General features: G+C 62.3%; 19 protein-coding genes and 1 pseudogene. 9 read left to right on the forward strand and 11 right to left on the reverse strand.

Annotated features, from left to right (window positions below; translation table 11 throughout):
- Positions 1-57: 57 nt before the first annotated feature.
- Both G7076_RS07395 and G7076_RS07400 read right to left on the reverse strand, forming a co-directional pair.
- Positions 58-615: a hypothetical protein gene (locus G7076_RS07395; RefSeq protein ID WP_166201687.1), complete on the reverse strand. Its 558-nt coding sequence runs from the start codon at positions 613-615 to the stop codon at positions 58-60.
- Between the two features lie 35 nt (positions 616-650).
- Positions 651-1,187 carry a type 1 glutamine amidotransferase domain-containing protein gene (locus G7076_RS07400; protein WP_166201689.1) on the reverse strand — a complete coding sequence of 179 codons (537 nt, stop codon included), beginning with the start codon at positions 1,185-1,187 and terminating at the stop codon, positions 651-653.
- Between the two features lie 80 nt (positions 1,188-1,267).
- Between G7076_RS07400 and G7076_RS07405 the strand changes: the two genes are divergently transcribed.
- Genes G7076_RS07405 through G7076_RS07425 form a run of 5 tightly spaced genes read left to right on the forward strand, consistent with a single transcriptional unit; the run spans position 1,268 to position 5,565 of the window.
- Complete coding sequence (locus G7076_RS07405) at positions 1,268-2,275, forward strand: DNA topoisomerase IB (protein ID WP_166201691.1); 1,008 nt, start codon at positions 1,268-1,270, stop codon at positions 2,273-2,275.
- 32 nt (positions 2,276-2,307) lie between these two features.
- Positions 2,308-3,504 (forward strand): mechanosensitive ion channel domain-containing protein, encoded by a 1,197-nt coding sequence (locus tag G7076_RS07410; protein ID WP_166201692.1) that lies wholly within the window; start codon positions 2,308-2,310, stop codon positions 3,502-3,504.
- A gap of 60 nt (positions 3,505-3,564) precedes the next feature.
- Positions 3,565-4,020, forward strand: a complete 456-nt coding sequence (locus G7076_RS07415; protein WP_166201694.1) for a MaoC family dehydratase — start codon at positions 3,565-3,567, stop codon at positions 4,018-4,020.
- 10 nt (positions 4,021-4,030) lie between these two features.
- Positions 4,031-5,215: an acetyl-CoA C-acyltransferase gene (locus G7076_RS07420; protein WP_166201696.1), complete on the forward strand. Its 1,185-nt coding sequence runs from the start codon at positions 4,031-4,033 to the stop codon at positions 5,213-5,215.
- Complete coding sequence (locus tag G7076_RS07425) at positions 5,215-5,565, forward strand: GFA family protein (RefSeq protein ID WP_166201698.1); 351 nt, start codon at positions 5,215-5,217, stop codon at positions 5,563-5,565. The genes G7076_RS07420 and G7076_RS07425 overlap by 1 nt, the downstream gene beginning before the upstream one ends.
- Here G7076_RS07425 and G7076_RS07430 read toward each other — a convergent pair.
- Both G7076_RS07430 and G7076_RS07435 read right to left on the reverse strand, forming a co-directional pair.
- Positions 5,562-5,780 (reverse strand): hypothetical protein, encoded by a 219-nt coding sequence (locus tag G7076_RS07430; RefSeq protein ID WP_166203472.1) that lies wholly within the window; start codon positions 5,778-5,780, stop codon positions 5,562-5,564. The genes G7076_RS07425 and G7076_RS07430 overlap by 4 nt on opposite strands.
- Complete coding sequence (locus G7076_RS07435) at positions 5,729-6,460, reverse strand: hypothetical protein (RefSeq protein ID WP_166201700.1); 732 nt, start codon at positions 6,458-6,460, stop codon at positions 5,729-5,731. The genes G7076_RS07430 and G7076_RS07435 overlap by 52 nt, the downstream gene beginning before the upstream one ends.
- Positions 6,461-6,534: 74 nt before the next feature.
- Here G7076_RS07435 and G7076_RS07440 point away from each other — a divergent pair, with 74 nt between their 5' ends.
- Complete coding sequence (locus tag G7076_RS07440; protein WP_166201702.1) at positions 6,535-7,140, forward strand: DUF4126 domain-containing protein; 606 nt, start codon at positions 6,535-6,537, stop codon at positions 7,138-7,140.
- Positions 7,141-7,143: 3 nt separating this feature from the next.
- Here G7076_RS07440 and G7076_RS07445 read toward each other — a convergent pair whose 3' ends face one another.
- Positions 7,144-7,833, reverse strand: coding sequence for a head GIN domain-containing protein (locus G7076_RS07445; protein WP_166201704.1), 690 nt, complete (start codon positions 7,831-7,833; stop codon positions 7,144-7,146).
- A gap of 86 nt (positions 7,834-7,919) precedes the next feature.
- A complete protein-coding gene (gene phaZ, locus G7076_RS07450; protein WP_166201706.1) occupies positions 7,920-9,137 on the reverse strand; it encodes a polyhydroxyalkanoate depolymerase in 1,218 nt (405 codons plus the stop codon).
- A gap of 134 nt (positions 9,138-9,271) precedes the next feature.
- Here phaZ and G7076_RS07455 point away from each other — a divergent pair.
- The 3 genes and pseudogenes from G7076_RS07455 (at position 9,272) to G7076_RS07465 (ending at position 13,283) form a co-directional block, all read left to right on the forward strand.
- Positions 9,272-11,049, forward strand: a pseudogene (locus G7076_RS07455) (ABC transporter transmembrane domain-containing protein).
- A 39-nt stretch (positions 11,050-11,088) separates the two neighbouring features.
- A complete protein-coding gene (gene msrB, locus G7076_RS07460; RefSeq protein WP_166203474.1) occupies positions 11,089-11,583 on the forward strand; it encodes a peptide-methionine (R)-S-oxide reductase MsrB in 495 nt (164 codons plus the stop codon).
- Positions 11,583-13,283, forward strand: a complete 1,701-nt coding sequence (locus tag G7076_RS07465) for a cytochrome c biogenesis protein CcdA (protein ID WP_166201707.1) — start codon at positions 11,583-11,585, stop codon at positions 13,281-13,283. Before msrB ends, G7076_RS07465 begins: the two co-directional genes overlap by 1 nt.
- 67 nt (positions 13,284-13,350) lie before the next feature.
- Here G7076_RS07465 and G7076_RS07470 read toward each other — a convergent pair whose 3' ends face one another.
- From G7076_RS07470 to G7076_RS07490, 5 genes are all read right to left on the reverse strand, one after another.
- Positions 13,351-13,776, reverse strand: a complete 426-nt coding sequence (locus G7076_RS07470) for a biopolymer transporter ExbD (protein ID WP_166201709.1) — start codon at positions 13,774-13,776, stop codon at positions 13,351-13,353.
- Positions 13,777-13,802: 26 nt separating this feature from the next.
- A complete protein-coding gene (locus G7076_RS07475) occupies positions 13,803-14,285 on the reverse strand; it encodes a biopolymer transporter ExbD (RefSeq protein WP_166201710.1) in 483 nt (160 codons plus the stop codon).
- 83 nt (positions 14,286-14,368) lie between these two features.
- Positions 14,369-15,178 (reverse strand): MotA/TolQ/ExbB proton channel family protein, encoded by an 810-nt coding sequence (locus G7076_RS07480; RefSeq protein ID WP_166201712.1) that lies wholly within the window; start codon positions 15,176-15,178, stop codon positions 14,369-14,371.
- Positions 15,179-15,220: 42 nt separating this feature from the next.
- Positions 15,221-15,856 carry an energy transducer TonB gene (locus G7076_RS07485; RefSeq protein ID WP_240913740.1) on the reverse strand — a complete coding sequence of 212 codons (636 nt, stop codon included), beginning with the start codon at positions 15,854-15,856 and terminating at the stop codon, positions 15,221-15,223.
- A gap of 196 nt (positions 15,857-16,052) precedes the next feature.
- The gene (locus G7076_RS07490; protein WP_240913741.1) at positions 16,053-16,487 is read right to left on the reverse strand and encodes a dihydroneopterin aldolase; all 435 of its coding nucleotides are present in this window, start codon (positions 16,485-16,487) and stop codon (positions 16,053-16,055) included.
- Positions 16,488-16,537: the final 50 nt, after the last annotated feature.

Genomic DNA, 16,537 nt, shown 5'->3' on the forward strand with positions numbered 1-16,537 from the left:
CACCGTGAACGTCCGGCCGAGCGGATGGAGGGCCAGCTTACAGTCGCGGAGTGAGAATCATGCCTGGCGTAACGATTGTCGGAGTTCTTCCAACGCGCGGCGGAGTGCGTCGGTCGCATCCATCGGGCGTGGGGGCGCCGATTCTGCCGTTCGGCCCAGGTGACGCTCGATCCGGTTGACCAGCTCACCGGGGTTGGGCTTTGCCGCGAACAGCTGGACAACCCGGGAATCGGGCTGGGGATGTGGAAGCGGATCGTCAAGGATCAGCTCAGCCAGCGCCTTTATTCCATTTTCGACAGGCAGGTCGAGCAGCAGGACATCGTCGCTCGCGACCGCCTCCTGCCACAATGAGTCGAGCAACAGTTCGGGGAAGTGCGCCGTATCAGACCGAAAAGCATAGGGTTTTGCTGCGGGTCGGATCCGCCGCGAAACCAGCTGCATGGTTCCTAGCCCGAGGGCAAAAACAAGGAGTGCTGCCACCGGGATTGCGAACTCGGGGCGCCAGTCGAGCAAGGGCGCCAGCCGGTATGCGGAATAAGCGGCGGCGGCGCCCGGAATCACGGCGGCTGCAAGATCGAACCATCGGTCGCTTTGAATTGGCGAGAGCACGGGCATTTACCCAGCCTAACGCCAAATCCTTGCCGACCGGTTTAGCTCTTCAACGCCAGTATCAGGGCTTCGGTGAAGGCCGGAACGTCGTCAGGATTGCGGCTGGTGATAAGATTTCCGTCAGTCACCGCTTCCTCGTCGATCACCGTCGCACCCGCATTTCGGAGATCCGTGCGTATGGACGGCCAGCAGGTGACCGTTCGACCGCGGACGATATCAGCCTCGGCGAGAAGCCAGGGGCCATGACAGATCGCCGCTACAGGCTTCTTGTCGAAATGGAATTTCCTGATGATCGCGATAGCTTCGGATTCCATCCGCAACCGGTCGGGATTGCCGACACCGCCGGGAAGCAGTAGCGCGTCATAGTCCGCAGGATTGACCTCTGCGAGAACAATGTCCGCCGCGATCGTCTTGCCCGGTTCGTCATGGACCGTCGCCTGGATCGGGCGCTTCTCTATCGACGCGAGACTGACCCTTGCACCCGCCGCGAGAAGCCGTTCGCGGGGACCGAACAGCTCGCTTTCCTCGAAGCGGTCGGTAGCCATGATCAGGACGTGACGTCCAGTGAGATCGTTCATAATTTCGTTTCCTAGTCGGAATGACGGAACCATCTGTTGGCCTCAGCCCTTAGGCCGTGACAACCAACGACAGGCTGTCAATGTTGCGCCATTCTTCCGACACCGAGCCCGGTTACACGCGCAAGCGAAAAGGGCGCTACTGGCAATATTTCGATGAAAATGGCGAGCGGATCACGGACCGCGACGAAATCGAGCGACTGAATTCAGTCGCACTGCCCCCAGCCTACACTGACGCCTGGTTCTGCAAGGACGCTGACGGCCACATCCAGGCGACGGGCAAGGATGCCCGCGGGCGCAAGCAATATCGCTATCACGCGGACTTCCGCGCCAGCAAAGACGCGAACAAATATGACGGCTGCCGGGAATTCGGCGAGGCCCTGCCAAAGCTTCGGCGCAAGGTCGAGAAGGACCTGCGGAAACGTAAGCTCGAACGCGAGACCGTGCTTGCTGCGGTCGTGCGCCTGCTGGACCGCGAACATATCCGCGTCGGTAACGAGCAATATGCCAAGGCAAACAAGAGCTACGGCGCTACTACGCTTCGAAGCCGGCATCTCAAGAAAGTCGGCAGCAAGCTGAAGATGCGATTCACCGGAAAGCACGGCATCGTTCACGAGGTGACCGTCACCGATGCCAATCTGAAACGCATTGTCCGAAAGTGCGAGGACCTGCCGGGCCAGCACCTGTTCCAATACCTCAATGGCGACGGGGAGCCGAAGGCCGTCACCTCGTCGGACGTCAACGCCTATATTCGTGAGGCCACGGGCTGCGATTTTACCGCCAAACATTTTCGCACCTGGGGCGCCAGTGTCATCTTTTTCGAACAGTTGCTCGAAAAGGCGGAGAGCAAGCGCATCAGCTTGAAGACCGTGCTTGAACCGGTGGCCGAGGCCTTGGGCAACACGATTGCGATGAGCCGGAAGAGCTACGTCCACCCATGCCTAATTGACGCGCTTCAGGAGAACCCGGAAGACCCGCTCCGTGGATTGGAACGGCCCCGTGCGCGGCGGTGGTTGTCGAGCGCCGAAACCGGCTTTCTAAAATTTCTGAAGAAAAAGCCACGAAGGAGCCGCCGCAGACGCACTGCTTGAACCTGGGCGCTGCCTTGGCCATTGGAGGCCGCATGATCAGCTCGACCCCCACATTGACGGAAGCTGCAGACCGCACGGGTGACCTTGCCGAGCGCGGCGCTGCGCCGGTCTTCGAAATCGCAAAATGGCTTGGCGACAACCTTCATGGGCTGATGATCGGGGCTCTGGTCGCCACCGGCATCGTCGGCGTCATGCTGCTGCTTCGGGCGCTTGGCCGAAAGATGCTGGAGGGCGACCCCGAATGCCGCCGCTGGCGGGGGATCATCGGCAACGTCCTTGCCCGAACAGGAATCCTGTTCATGGTTGCGGCGGCAATCGACATCGTCGTCAGTTACGCCCCGGTTCCGCCGAAACTCGCGCGGCTCGCAGACATCATTTTCATAATCGCCGCGGCCCTGCAGGTTGCGGTCTGGGCTCGTGAAATCGTCATCGGCGTCGTGAAGAGCCGGGTGGGCGAGGATCCGGGTGCATCGACGCTCGGCAATGCGATGTCGCTGATCCGGGTCCTGGTCAGCGTCGCCGCCTTTGCAATCGCGTTCATCGTCATTCTCGACAACCTTGGCGTGAACGTCACCGCGCTGGTCGCGGGCCTAGGCATTGGTGGAATCGCCATCGGCCTCGCCGCGCAGGGCATTTTCTCGGACCTGTTTGCCGCGCTCTCGATCGTTTTCGACCGGCCGTTCCGGCGCGGAGACACGATTCGCTACGGCGGCGCTGCAGGAAGCGTCGGAACCGTCGAGAGGATCGGGCTGAAGACGACTCGTATCCGGTCGATCACCGGCGAGCAGTTGGTCATGGCCAATACCAAGCTTCTCGAACAGGAGCTCACCAACATCGCCGAACTCAAGGTGCGGCGCACCTGGCTAACGTTTGGCCTGACTTATCAGACGCCGGCGGAAGTGATCGAGCGATTGCCGGAAATCCTTGAGGAAGCGGTGAAGCCCATCAAGTCGTGCCGGCTAATCCGAAGCACCGCGACTCAATTTGGTCCAAGCTCGATCGATTGCGAACTGATTTACGACGATCGCACAAGCGATGCCGATACCCTGGCGAAGCACAAATCGGCGATTATCGTTGCCATCATGCGCATCTTCGCGCGCGAGAAGATCGACTTCGCCTATCCGACTCAGACCACCTTTACCGCGGCACCGGACGGGACGCTGGTCATGCCATACGCACAGGTGCAGCCGGCCCTTAGCGTGGACGAACCCGACCAAACGCAAGGCTGACGTAGCGTCTGCGCCTCCGGCCTTGCCAGCGCCTTGGCACGCGGCCTAGGACGGCGAGCGATGCCAATCGCCACGCTTGACCAAATCCGGGAAAAGATCGGTCAACCTATCGGCTATTCTGAATGGATCACGGTCGGCCAAGACCGCATCGCACAGTTCGCCGACGCTACGGACGATCACCAGTTCATCCACATTGACGAAAAGTTGGCTGCGCAGACGCCGTTCGGCGGGACTATTGCACACGGTTTCCTATCGCTTTCGCTGCTCAGCCGTATGGCCGCCGATGTGATGCTGATCCCGGATACGGCGAAGATGGCCGTTAATTACGGCCTCGACCGCGTGCGCTTCCTCGCGCCGGTCAAGTCCGGCAAGCGGGTGCGCGGCCACTTTACGCTGGTGAGCGCGGACCAAAAGGCGCCCGGACAATTGCTTCTCAAGCACGACGTAACCGTCGAAATCGAGGGGCAGGAAAAGCCCGCCCTAACCGCCGAATGGCTCGGCCTTATTTTTACCTAGGAGAACCTTCATGTCTGCTCGCGACGCTGTCATCGTCTCCACTGCCCGAACCCCGATCGGCCGAGCCTACAAAGGCGCATTCAACGCCACCCCCGGCGCTACTCTGGGCGCATTGTCGCTTGCCCCAGCAATCGAGCGGGCTGGGATCGAGGCCGGGGAGATCGATGACGTGGTGTGGGGCGCGGTGCTGACCCAAGGCACGCAGTTCGGCAATATCGGCCGCCAGGTCGCGCTTCGTGCCGGATGCCCGGTAACGGTTAGCGCACAGACCATCGATCGTCAGTGCGCGTCCGGCCTGATGGCGATCGCCACCGCCGCCAAGCAAGTCATTGTCGATCGCATGGATATTGTCGCTGCCGGCGGCCAGGACTCGATCAGCATGGTGCAAACGCCGGAAATGCGCATCGCCATCGATCCATCGCTCGTCGCAATGCACAAGCACGTCTACATGCCGATGCTTCAGACCGCTGAGACTGTGGCGCAGCGATATGGCATCAGCCGCGAGGCGATGGACGAATATGCGCTGCAGTCGCAGCAGCGCACCGCCGCCGCTCAGGCCGAGGGACGCCTCGATGCCGAGATCGTTCCGGTCACCACCACTATGGGCGTTAAGGACAAGGAAACCGGTCAGGTGTCGGTGCACGAAGTGACGATTGACAAGGACGAAGGCAACCGTCCGGATACGACGCTGGAGGGACTGTCCAGCCTTCAGCCGGTGTTGGGACCGGGCACCTCGATCACCGCGGGCAATGCCAGCCAGCTTTCGGACGGCTCGTCAGCGTGCATCGTGATGGACGCGTCGGTTGCGCAGAAGAAAGGGCTTGAGCCGCTTGGCCGCTACATCGGCATGGCCGTTGCCGGGACCGAACCGGACGAAATGGGCATCGGCCCGGTCTTCGCGGTGCCGAAGCTGCTTGACCGGTTCGGCCTCAAGATGGACGACATTGGCCTGTGGGAGCTCAATGAAGCGTTCGCGGTGCAAGTGCTCTACTGCCGCGACAAGCTGGGCATTCCCAACGATTTGCTCAACGTCGACGGCGGCGCGATATCGATCGGCCATCCCTATGGCATGAGCGGCGCCCGGCTGACCGGCCACGCGCTGATCGAGGGCAAGCGGCGCGGCGCGCGTTACGTCGTGGTCACCATGTGCATAGGCGGCGGCATGGGCGCGGCCGGCCTGTTCGAGGTCCTCTGATGCCAAGCGTCACCGGCGGTTGCCACTGCGGAGCAGTGCGGTTCGAGGCCGAGGTCGACACGTCGAGCGGTATTGAGTGCGACTGCTCCTACTGCAGCAAGTCGGGCAATCTGCTCGCGTTCACTGGCGCCGACAGCTTTCGCCCGACCTCCGGCATGGGGGACCTAACCGACTATCGATTCAACAAGAAGGTCATCGCCCACCTGTTCTGCAAACACTGCGGGATCGGTGCGTTTGGCCGCGGCACGGGCCCGGACGGGAGGGAGATGGCGGCGATCAACCTGCGCTGCGTCGACGGGATCGACCTGGACAAGGTTGAGCGCAAGCCGTTCAACGGCGCCGCGCTCTAGCCGCCGCCGAGGAAGTCCCGGCCGCGGATCCAGCGGCTTGCCATCCATTTCACGCCATCGGTCACCGGCAGGCCCGCGTGAATCATGCGTTCGTCAGGCTCGCCGCTAGCGAGCACGTTGCGGAATATCAGCATGTCGCCGATCGATCCGCGGATGCGCACATTTATCTTCGGAAAATCGGTTTCGCCGCCTTCGAACCGGTCGTTGAGCCAGATGAGCGCGGTGTAATTCCGGGGGTAACGTTATCGGAGCCTGTTCCGTCGTGGTGAGGCTTGTATTGCTGCCCGGACACATAACGCAGGATATTCAGCGGCTCGCCCCACCCGGGGTTGGTACCCGTCGCCTTCGCGATGGTCCGATTGACCGCCTGGACTACAAGATCTTCCGCGACTGGCGGGATATGCGCGGCGAAAGCATCGCGGGCCTCGTCGAACTTCGATTCGCCTTCAGTGCTGAGGATCGAGGCTTTCTCGAGCCAGGGTGTACCCAGGATTGTGAGATATCGGCACTCCGCGGCGCTGAACAGACCGGGATAAAGCGCAATGTACGGATCCTCGGAGATGACCTGCGGCTTCGCCTCTGCCACCTTCTTCTCGCAAGTGAGGTGGTCGAGGAAGGCAAGTTGCAGCGCCGCAAATCGGTCTTCCTTCGCCAATTCGGCCAGCATCAGGCGAGCCGCGTCCGGGTCAGGCTCGCGGCCAATTCCGGCCGCGGTCAGATAAACCCATGCGCGCCGGCCGTCTTCGAATCCCAGAGCTGCCGACTGCTTGACCGCCTCATACGCGCCGACGCGGTCGGGCGGCCCGAAATCGCCGAACAGTCGCGCCTCGGCAAGAGCCATGGCTGCCGCGCCGTCGGCCTTTGCGCGCTGTTCAAGATCCGCGAGATCGCTCATTCTAGGCTAACTGCCCGCAGCTTGTCCTTTTGTCACGCCCGCGTAAGAATTGGACGCAAGGAAGGGACACGCCCATGACGCCGATGGAGGTCATTGCCCTCGCTGCATCGACCAGCCTCCTCGCCGGGTGGAGGCTCTACCTCGTCACGCTTGTGACCGGTATTGCCATGAATTTCGGCTGGATTGCTTTGCCGGATCACCTTGCCGCGCTCGATGTGATAGCGAGCCCCTGGGTGATTGGCGCCGCAGCAATAGGTACCTTTGCCGAATTCTTCGCCGACAAGATCGCTTGGGTCGATAGCGCGTGGGACGCCATTCACACTTTCATCCGGCCGTTGGGCGGCGCGCTGCTGAGCCTGGCGATCGTCGATTCCGCAGACCCGGCGTGGCAGGTCGCAAGCTTCCTTTTGGGCGGCGGCGCCGCGCTTGTGGCGCATGCCGGCAAGGCCGGAGCGAGAACGCTCGTCAACGCCAGCCCAGAGCCGTTCAGCAACGTCGCGGTGTCGACTGCAGAGGATGTCGCGACAGGCGGCCTTTTAATGCTTGCTATCGCCAATCCGCTTGCCGCCGCGCTCATAGCTGCGATCCTTGTGGTCGCGTCGATCTGGCTGGTGGTCGCCGCCCGACGGGCGCTCAGGCGGCTGATCGACAGGATCAATCCGCCCGGGCGCGCGGCCTGAGCTTCAACGGGCGGGGACGACCGTCCCGGAGCCATTGCGGACGACCGAGATGGTGCTCGGCTGGCCGACATGGTTGACGTTGCCAGAACCGGAAATTGCGCCACTTAGGGGCCCGCTCGTCGCAACAGTGGCATTTCCGCTGCCGGAAATGGCGACGGTGGCGCTGCCAGCTCCAAGAGCACGCGCGTCGGCATTTCCCGAACCGTTGACCGCGATCGTAAGCTCGTCCGCCCTGCCGGCGGCGATCAGGTTGCCGGAACCATTGATTGCCAGCGCGATCGAGGATCCCACGATCCCCTCCACACGCATGTTGCCGCTGCCGGACAATGCGGCGGAATTGAGCGACGGGACGGTGACCACGATCCGCGGCGTATGGCGCGTGCGGTAAGATCCCTTCGAATCGAGTACCAGCTTGCTGCCCTTGATGTCGCTACCCAGCAGGGCAATGATGTTGCTGTCGGCGGTGATCGCCAGTGACGGCGCCGGCCCGACGCGTACGACGACATCGCTCGCGCCGCGGGCTTCAATCTCGCTGAAATTGCCGATGGCGCGCGTTTGGGTGACGATCTGACCGTTTCCGATGATTTGCGGCCCATTGCCGTGCCGGACGCTCGTGTCTGCGAAACTGGCCGAGGGGGCGAATGTTAGAGCCGCGGCGGCGGCGATGGTAATCCAAGTAACTGGGGTTCGCATGGGGATGTTCTCCAAAATGACGCTACATTTGTAGCGCGACTTCGAAGCACGGCCAACAGCTTTCGACGAATGGACGAATGGCGGGCTCAGGCCTGCGCGATGAACCCCTCGACGACCGGCGCGATCTTTTCGCGCCACTTGCGGCCATTGAAGATCCCGTAATGGCCGACGCCCTTGGCCAGCAAATACTGCTTCTTGGCCTCCGGCAGCTTGGTCGCAAGGTCGAGCGCGGCCCGGGTCTGGCCTACCCCGCTGATATCGTCACGCTCGCCTTCCACCGCCAATAGAGCCGTGCGCGTGATCGTCTTGGGATCGACCAGCCGGCCCCGATGAACATATTCGCCCTTCGGCAGGAGATGACGCTGGAACACGACGTCGACGGTCTGCAGGTAGAAATCAGAATCAAGGTCGGCGACAGAGCGATATTCATCATAGAAGTCGCGGGTCGCATCGGCGCTCTCGTCGTCGCCCACGACGAGATGCTTGAACATTTCCCAATGGGAAACAAGGTGGCTCCCCAGGTTCATCGTCATGAAGCCGGCGAGCTGCAGGAAGCCCGGATAAACTTTCCGTCCGGCACCCGGATATATCATCGGTACGGTGGCAATGACGTTGCGCTGGAACCACGCGTGAGGGCGCTCGGTCGCCAATGTGTTGACCGCGGTCGGCGCCCTTCGGGTGTCAATCGGCCCGCCCATCATCGTCAGGGTTTTCGGGGTCGCGGGATGCTTGTCGGCGTTCATGAGCGCGACTGCGGCGAAAGCTGGCACCGATGGCTGACAGACAGCCAGCATGTGCGCGCCGGGACCGACCCTCTCCAGGAAGGCGATGAGATAATCGACATAGTCGTCGAGATCGAAATTGCCCTCTTCCAGCGGCACCATCTTCGCGTCGCGCCAGTCGGTGATGTAGACGTCGTGTTTCGGGAGCATCCGCTCCACCGTGCCGCGAAGCAGGGTCGCGAAGTGACCGCTCATCGGGGCGACGATGAGAAGCTTGGGCCCCGGCTTGTCGAGACCCACCTTGCGAAAATGCTTGAGCTGCCCGAAGGGCAGGCGAACGGCGACATCTTCCTCGACTGCAAAGACCTTATTGCCGACCTGGACTTCATCGATCCCGAATTCCGGCCGCCCGCGCGGCGCCGAGGCATGGGCGAAGACATCAAGGCTTGCAGCGACGATCGGTCCCATCGAGCCATATCCGAAGAGATTGGCAGGATTGTTGAGCCATCCGGCGCCCATAGAGGCCATTCTGCTCGCCCCCGCGAGAAACGAGCGTTGAACCTCATAGGCGTCGTAAAGCATTCGATTTCCTTGAAGTGGGTCCGGGAAAAACCAGTGTGGCCCCCAAAGGCTCCCTCTTCAACAGAAATGCTGCATCGCCGTTGTCGCATTGCGGCGATTGAGGCGCGCACGCCACACTGCTAGGCGCCTTGGCCATGGCCACAGCAGCACAGCACCAGCGTCCCAAGGGCCGAAGCCTTGGAAGTCTTAAAATGGTCTGGGCCCAGGCTCGGCGCTACCCTCTTCAGCTGTTTGCAGCACTCATCGCCCTTCTCGTCGCTGCCGGTGCGACATCGGGTGTGCCGTACGCGTTCAAGCTGATCATCGATCGCGGATTCGGGGCCGGCGGCGACGCCGGCGACATCGGCCGCTGGTTCGAATATCTTATGTTCCTCGTCGTAGTCATGGCGCTGGCGACGGCAGCACGATTCTACGTCATCAGCTGGCTCGGCGAGCGCGTCGTCGCAGATATCCGCCTCGCCGTTCACCGCAACCTGCTACGGCAGTCTCCGGCCTTCTTTGAGGAGAACCGCCCGGCGGAAATCACCAGCCGGATTACGGTCGACACGGCGCTGATCGAGCAGGTCGTGGGTTCCGCAGTGTCCATCGCGCTACGCAACCTCATCATGGGAACGGTGTGTGCCGTCATGCTGTTCGTTCTTGCCCCAAGCTGGCCGCGATGCTCCTGCTTGGAATCCCCCTTGTGATGGGGCCAGTGCTCATTCTCGGCCGTCGCGTCCGCGCCGTCTCCGCCAAAAGTCAGGACCGGATGGCGGACGTCGGCACGGTCACGGGCGAGGTGCTGGGCGCAATGAAGGTCGTTCAAGCCTTCAATCAACAAGGTCGCGAGGCCGAGCGCTTCACCCACGCAACGGAAACGGTTTTCGCCACGGCCAAGAAGCGCATCGCCCTTCGCGCCATCATGACGGCCTTGTTCATCCTGATCATCTTCGGGTCGATCACCATGATCATCTGGCAGGGCGCGATCGACGTTTCCGCGGGGCGCATGTCCGGCGGCACAATTGCGGCTTTCGTCCTCTACGGCGGCCTCGTTGCCGGCGCGTTCGGCGCCCTCAGCGAAGTCTATGGCGACTTGCTCCGGGCCGCTGGCGCATCGGAACGTCTCCAGGAGCTTCTGGCCGTCAAGCCGACAATCACCGCGCCGGCAGAACCCGTTATCCTGCCACAGCCGGCACGTGGAGCCCTCGAGTTCGAGCAGGTCACTTTCCGTTACCCCACCCGGCCGGAGGTCAGCGCCCTCGCCGATTTTTCGCTCAAGGTTGCGCCTGGCGAGATGCTTGCAGTGGTCGGCCCGTCCGGGGCCGGGAAGACGACTCTCTTCCAGCTTGCACAGCGCTTTTATGACCCGCAGTCCGGACGCGTTCTGCTCGACGGGGTCGATCTTCGCGACGCCGACCCGGCCGACGTGCGTCAGCGGATCGCGATGGTTCCGCAGGAAGTGGTGATCTTCGCTTCGTCCGCTCGCGACAACCTTCGCTATGGCAATTGGGATGCGTCGGAGGATGACATCTGGCAGGCCGCGCGCGACGCCAATGCGGAAGACTTCCTGCGCCAGCTTCCCGACGGCCTCAACACCTTCATGGGCGAAGGGGGCGCGCGGCTGAGTGGCGGTCAGCGCCAGCGGATCGCGATCGCCCGCGCCCTCCTCCGCCGCGATGCCCCGCTTCTGCTGCTCGACGAAGCGACCAGTGCTCTCGACGCGCAGAGCGAGCAACTCGTCCAGCAGGCCCTCGAGCGACTGATGGCCGAACGTACGACCATCGTTATCGCTCACCGGCTGGCGACCGTCCGCGCTGCCCACCGTATCGTCGTCATGGACGAAGGACGGATCGTCGAAGAGGGCAGGCATTCAGATCTGGCGGCACAAGGCGGCCTCTACGCACGGCTCGCGAACCTGCAGTTCAACGCCTGATGCATCCGTTGCGGCTTTCTTGTCGTATATCAGTACATGATGACCGCCTTTCCTGACCCTATCGACCGCCGCGCCTTCCTTTGCGGAAGCGCGCTAGCGGCGACAGCAATCGCACTTGGACTGGCATCGCCGGCGGGTGCGGCTCGTTTCGAAGTCCAACTGAGCGATGCCCAATGGCGCGCCAAGTTGGGTGCGGAGCGCTTCCGCATCCTCCGCCGCGCGGGCACGGAAAGGCCCTACAGTTCGCCGCTGAACACGGAAAAGCGCCGGGGCATTTACGCCTGCGCCGGCTGCGGCCTCCCCCTGTTCTCGTCGATCGCGAAGTTCGACAGCGGAACAGGATGGCCGAGCTTCTGGAAGGCGCTTCCCAATGCCATCGGCACCCGTCGCGACTCGGCTTTCGGAATGATCCGCGTCGAGGAGCATTGCCGACGGTGTGGCGGGCACCTTGGCCATATATTCGACGACGGGCCGCCGCCGACCGGCAAGCGCCATTGTATTAATGGTCTCTCGCTCGTGTTCAGGCCAGCGTGATGCTAGTGATTTTGCTCGCCTATCTGGGCGGCGTCCTAACCATCCTTTCCCCATGCATCCTGCCGGTGCTGCCCTTCGTCTTCGCGCGCGCCGACCGGCCATTCCTGACCAACGGCCTGCCGCTACTGACCGGAATGGCGTTTACCTTTGCCCTGTTCGCCTCGTTGGCGGCGTTTGGGGGCGAGGCAGCGCTTGCCGCCAACCAATGGGGCCGCTGGATCGCGCTGGCCTTGCTTGCCGCCTTCGCGTTGCTGCTGATCTTTCCCGCACTTTCGGAGCGGGCGATGCGCCCCCTCGTAGATGTCGGCAATCGATTGGCCAACCGTTCGGACGGAGGGGGGATCGGCTCTTCCCTACTGCTCGGCGCCGCGACAGGCCTTCTGTGGGCACCCTGTGCCGGCCCGATACTCGGTCTCATCCTGACCGGAGCTGCGCTTGGCGGGGCCAGCGCCACTACAGGCCTCCTGCTCTTCGCTTATGCCGCCGGGGCCGCCACCAGCCTGGCGCTCGCGCTGCTGATCGGCGGCCGCGTCTATGCTGCGATGAAACGCTCCGTCGGCGCCGGCGAAAAAGTCCGTCAGGCCCTCGGCGTCCTTATCCTGGCCGGAGTGGCGGCGATTGCCTTTCGTCTCGACACGAAGGTGCTCGCGCGCCTGTCAAGCGGGCCGACCAACCAGATAGAGCGCGCCTTGGCCAACTGGCTAGGCATGGGCGATACCATGCCGTCGTCCAGCACGAGCCTCAACGACAAAGGGCCAATGCCGTCGCTTAAGGGCGCTACGGCATGGTTCAATTCCGCGCCGCTGACGCGCGAACAGCTTCGCGGCAAGGTCGTGCTGGTCGATTTCTGGACGTACAGCTGCATCAACTGCATCCGCACCATCCCCCATGTTCGCGCCTGGGCTGAGCGCTATTCCAGGGACGGGCTGGTAGTGCTCGGCGTGCACACCCCAGAGTTCGCTTTCGAGCGCGATCCCGCGAACGTCCGCCGCGCGGTCGCGGACTTCCGAATTCGCTATCCAGTCGCGATGGACAATGACTGGACGATCTGGCGTGCCTTCAACAACCGTTACTGGCCGGCACATTACCTGTTCGATGCCAACGGGCGGCTTCGCCACTATCATTTCGGCGAAGGCGGCGAAGACGAAACGGAAGCCGCGATCCGGCGCCTGCTGGCCGAAGCCGGGCAACGACCGGAATCTGCGCGGGCCCAGGTCGAGTCTGGCGGCGCGTCCGCTGCTTCAAGCGGCGAGGTCGCCACAAGCGAGACCTATCTCGGCTTTGGTCGCGCCGAGAATTTCGTCTCGCCCGGCGGCTTCGCCAAAGGCTCAGCCAAGAGCTACTTCGCACCGTCGAAGCTCGGCCTAGGGCAATGGGCTTATAACGGACCGTGGACGGTTTCCTATCAGCGCGGCCAAACGGCCGCCTCCGATTCAAGCGTGTCGATCCGGTTCCGTGCGCGCGATCTTCACCTCGTCCTTGGCAGTGCCTCCGGAAGACCGGTTCGCTTCCGGATCACGCTCGACGGCAAGGCCCCGGGCGCGGACGCCGGGATCGATGTTGATGCCGCCGGTAATGGAGTGATCCGCGAGCAACGACTTTATCAGCTTGTCCGCCACAAGCAGGGTTCTCGCGAGCGCAGCTTCACCATCACCTTCGCCGAGCCTGGCGCGGAGGCGTACGCCTTCACGTTCGGCTGATGAGATTGCCCCAATGAAAAAGGGCGGCCCGAGCGGACCGCCCTTCGTCAATTGGTAGGCGGAGCGCCTACCATTTCATGTAGGCGTCGTTCCCGACAAACCCCATCTTTGTGACGTTCGCGCGCTTGGTGACGGCGAGAACCTCGTCAACCAACTCATAGCGCGCTTCGGGCTCAGGCTGCAGGTGAAGCTCAGGCACTGGATTCATCTGCTGCGAAGCCTCGAGATAGACCCGAAGCTGGTCGAGGTTGACGTTGGCACCGTTCCAGAGAACGCCGCCATCAGCGGTGATGACGATCTTGTTCTTGATCGGATCAACCGGCGGCGGCGCGTCGTTCGGGTTGTTCTGCGGCAGGTCAAGCTTCACCGCATGGGTCTGCGGCGGGATCGTAATGATAAGCATGATGATCATGACCAACATGACGTCGATGAGCGGCGTCGTGTTGATCTCCATCATCGGCTCGCCGGCCGTGTTGTCAGAAGTGGTTTGCATTGCCATGGCGGCGGTCTCCGGCGAGATTACTGATTAACGAGTGGGTTCGGCTGCGAGATGAAGCCAACCCGCGCGAAGCCGGCACGCTGCATGGCGAACACAGCGCCACCGATACAACGATAGGGCGTATTGATGTCACCGCGAATGTGCGCTTCGGGCATGTTCTCCTCGGTCACGTTCTCGACACCGCCGACCTTGGCGATGAGATCCTCCAGCTGCTTGACTGCGCGCTCGAGCAATTCGTCCGAGTTGACCTTGGTCAGGTTCCAATAGACTTCGCATTCGCCATTCGGGCCTGCACGAACCGAAAGGTTGACGTTTTCCGGCTTTGTCTGGGTCACCTCATAGGCGACCGTCGGCAGCTGGACCGGAACGGACTGCAACACCACCGGAACGGCGATCAGGAAGATGATCAGCAGCACCAGCATCACGTCGACGAGCGGCGTGGTGTTGATGTCGGACATCGGGACGTCGTCGTCGCCGCTGTCTTGGCCTACGCTCATTCCCATGGGCTTAAATTCCTAACTTCACGAGATCGTTCAACGGCTTACATGGCCGGCCCGAAGGTACTCCGGGCCGGCCCGAACGAAGCTTAGTTCGTGCGCTCCGACTGGGCGCCGGTCGAGGTCATACCGGTGCGCAGCGGCTCGCTTCCGCGCTGGGTCGGCGCGGCAGCGGTCTTGGTCTGGGCCTTCGGCGAGCCCGTGATCATCGTCGGCTTCACCGAACCATTCGAAGCCAGATAGCCGTGGACGTCGTTGGTGAAGGCGCCAAGGTCTTCCATAATCGTCTTGTTGCGGCGGATCAGCCAGTTGTAGGCGAGCACGGCCGGAACGGCGACGATAAGGCCGAGCGCGGTCATGATCAGCGCCTCGCCGACCGGGCCGGCGACGGTGGTGATCGAAGCGTCACCGGTCGCACCGATCTTGATCAGCGCACGGTAGATGCCGACGACGGTACCGAACAGACCGATGAACGGCGCGGTGGAACCGACGGTCGCGAGGAAGGCCAGGCCTTCACCCAGACGGGCGCCGATCGCACCCTGCGAACGCGCGAGACCGCCGGCAACCCACTCATGCTGGTCGACCGGATCGGTCAGCTTGCTGTGCTGGTCCTGGGCAAGCAAAGCGTCGTCGACGATCGCACGATAAGCGCTGCGCTGGTCGAGCTTGGTCGAAGCTTCGCGAAGGTTCGCCGAGTTCCAGAAACTCGCACGGACCTTCTTGCCCTGATTGATGATCTTCTGCTGCTGCATCAGCTTCGTGAACAAGATGTAAAAGCTGAAGATCGACATGGAGATCAGGATGATGAAGGTGGCCCACGAAATGATGCCGCCTTCATGAAGGGCGTTGAGAAGCCCGAACTCTTGACCGGCAGGAGCCGCAGCTGCTGGAGTTGCCATAATTTTCGACTTTCCTCTGTGTATTGCTTTGAAACTATAAGATTATTGGAGAACCCATTTGATCGACTGACGGAAAGTGCCGGTCGTCGGATTCCCAGATGAATCCTGGGCTGGCGTGAACTTCGCCCGCGACTTCAAGATGCGGCACGTGGTGGAATCCAGGGTCCGCGAACCGCTCGATCCGGAAACCGAACAATCGGACACCCGACCGTTCGTGCCGATCGTCAGCACGACTGAAACCGTGCCCTGCTCGTCATTTTCGATGGCGTTGGGCGGGTAATCGTCGTTGCGGATAAGACCCTGGAGGCTACCAACAACAGACTTCGGCTGCGTGATCCGCGGAGCCGGCGGCGGAGCCGGGGGCGCAGGCGGAGTGACGACCGGCGTCGGCGGCATCGGCGGCTGGATGACCGGTGTCGTCTGTATCTGCGGGGTCTGGATCTGCGTCTGCACCAACGGCGGTGGCGCGCTGACCATTGGCGGCGGCGGAAGCGGCGTGTCTTCCGGCGGGGGCGGCGGCTCCTCGGGCGGCGGCGGCTCGTCTTCGACGTCGAACGTCTTCAGGTCTTCAACCGCCTTCTTGGCGACGTTGTAAGCCAGCCCGGTGATGATGGCGTATCCGAGAACCAAGTGAATAAGCCCGACGATGACGATAGCCGCCGTCCGATTCGAGCTCATCTGCCTGCGTTGGGCGTAGGACATTTACCCGCAGCTCTCCTTCTGGCCCGTGGCGCAAAACCACGGAAAAATCCGTGTGACGCAACTTTGCGCCGTGATTGACCGAGGCAGTCGATGTATCACTATATCATCGACTGAACGACGCGCCTCTCTAATGAACCCAAAATGGCGGCGCAACGACTTTGTTCCCGATTCGTCATGACCGGTCGTTTAATGACGGCGCAAGTCCAACGAACGATGCGATCTCCACTCCTACACCTTTGGCGTCCGGATAGATATCCGGCTTGGCCGTGGCGACACGAAGCGCCTTAACGCCTGGCATTGCCGCAAGGCGCTCGTAGATCTCCCGGGCCAGCGTTTCCTGCAGGTTGTAGCGCCTCTCGCTCGCCAGTCGCCGGATCTCGCGGCGAAGGAAATCGTAATCCCAAGCTTCCGCCGGGTCGTCCGCGCCGGGCGGTGCAAGATCGTCCAGCCACAGCTCGACCGTCACCAACAGACGCTGCGGAGTTCCGATCTCGAAATCGTGAAAGCCGATGTCTGTCATCACTTCTAGCGAATCGAGAACGATCTTGCTCGACCGCACGGCCAGCGAATCCGGTATCAGGCCTTGCAACATGTCGTTATCGATCAATTCATTGCTCCAGAAACTGTACGTCGCGGGGAAGCGCCCAGAAGCGCTGG

Origin of the sequence: Sphingomonas sp. HDW15A (genome assembly GCF_011301715.1) — a bacterium.
Taxonomy (GTDB): Bacteria; Pseudomonadota; Alphaproteobacteria; order Sphingomonadales; family Sphingomonadaceae; genus Sphingomicrobium.

Bases quoted from the DNA above. Each gene is read 5' to 3' on its own strand.
- G7076_RS07395 (WP_166201687.1), bottom strand. From the start codon at position 615: ATGCCCGTGCTCTCGCCAATTCAAAGCGACCGATGGTTCGATCTTGCA.
- G7076_RS07400 (WP_166201689.1), bottom strand. From the start codon at position 1,187: ATGAACGATCTCACTGGACGTCACGTCCTGATCATGGCTACCGACCGC.
- G7076_RS07405 (WP_166201691.1), top strand. From the start codon at position 1,268: ATGTTGCGCCATTCTTCCGACACCGAGCCCGGTTACACGCGCAAGCGA.
- G7076_RS07410 (WP_166201692.1), top strand. From the start codon at position 2,308: ATGATCAGCTCGACCCCCACATTGACGGAAGCTGCAGACCGCACGGGT.
- G7076_RS07415 (WP_166201694.1), top strand. From the start codon at position 3,565: ATGCCAATCGCCACGCTTGACCAAATCCGGGAAAAGATCGGTCAACCT.
- G7076_RS07420 (WP_166201696.1), top strand. From the start codon at position 4,031: ATGTCTGCTCGCGACGCTGTCATCGTCTCCACTGCCCGAACCCCGATC.
- G7076_RS07425 (WP_166201698.1), top strand. From the start codon at position 5,215: ATGCCAAGCGTCACCGGCGGTTGCCACTGCGGAGCAGTGCGGTTCGAG.
- G7076_RS07435 (WP_166201700.1), bottom strand. From the start codon at position 6,460: ATGAGCGATCTCGCGGATCTTGAACAGCGCGCAAAGGCCGACGGCGCG.
- G7076_RS07440 (WP_166201702.1), top strand. From the start codon at position 6,535: ATGACGCCGATGGAGGTCATTGCCCTCGCTGCATCGACCAGCCTCCTC.
- G7076_RS07445 (WP_166201704.1), bottom strand. From the start codon at position 7,833: ATGCGAACCCCAGTTACTTGGATTACCATCGCCGCCGCCGCGGCTCTA.
- phaZ (WP_166201706.1), bottom strand. From the start codon at position 9,137: ATGCTTTACGACGCCTATGAGGTTCAACGCTCGTTTCTCGCGGGGGCG.
- msrB (WP_166203474.1), top strand. From the start codon at position 11,089: ATGACCGCCTTTCCTGACCCTATCGACCGCCGCGCCTTCCTTTGCGGA.
- G7076_RS07465 (WP_166201707.1), top strand. From the start codon at position 11,583: ATGCTAGTGATTTTGCTCGCCTATCTGGGCGGCGTCCTAACCATCCTT.
- G7076_RS07470 (WP_166201709.1), bottom strand. From the start codon at position 13,776: ATGCAAACCACTTCTGACAACACGGCCGGCGAGCCGATGATGGAGATC.
- G7076_RS07475 (WP_166201710.1), bottom strand. From the start codon at position 14,285: ATGGGAATGAGCGTAGGCCAAGACAGCGGCGACGACGACGTCCCGATG.
- G7076_RS07480 (WP_166201712.1), bottom strand. From the start codon at position 15,178: ATGGCAACTCCAGCAGCTGCGGCTCCTGCCGGTCAAGAGTTCGGGCTT.
- G7076_RS07485 (WP_240913740.1), bottom strand. From the start codon at position 15,856: ATGAGCTCGAATCGGACGGCGGCTATCGTCATCGTCGGGCTTATTCAC.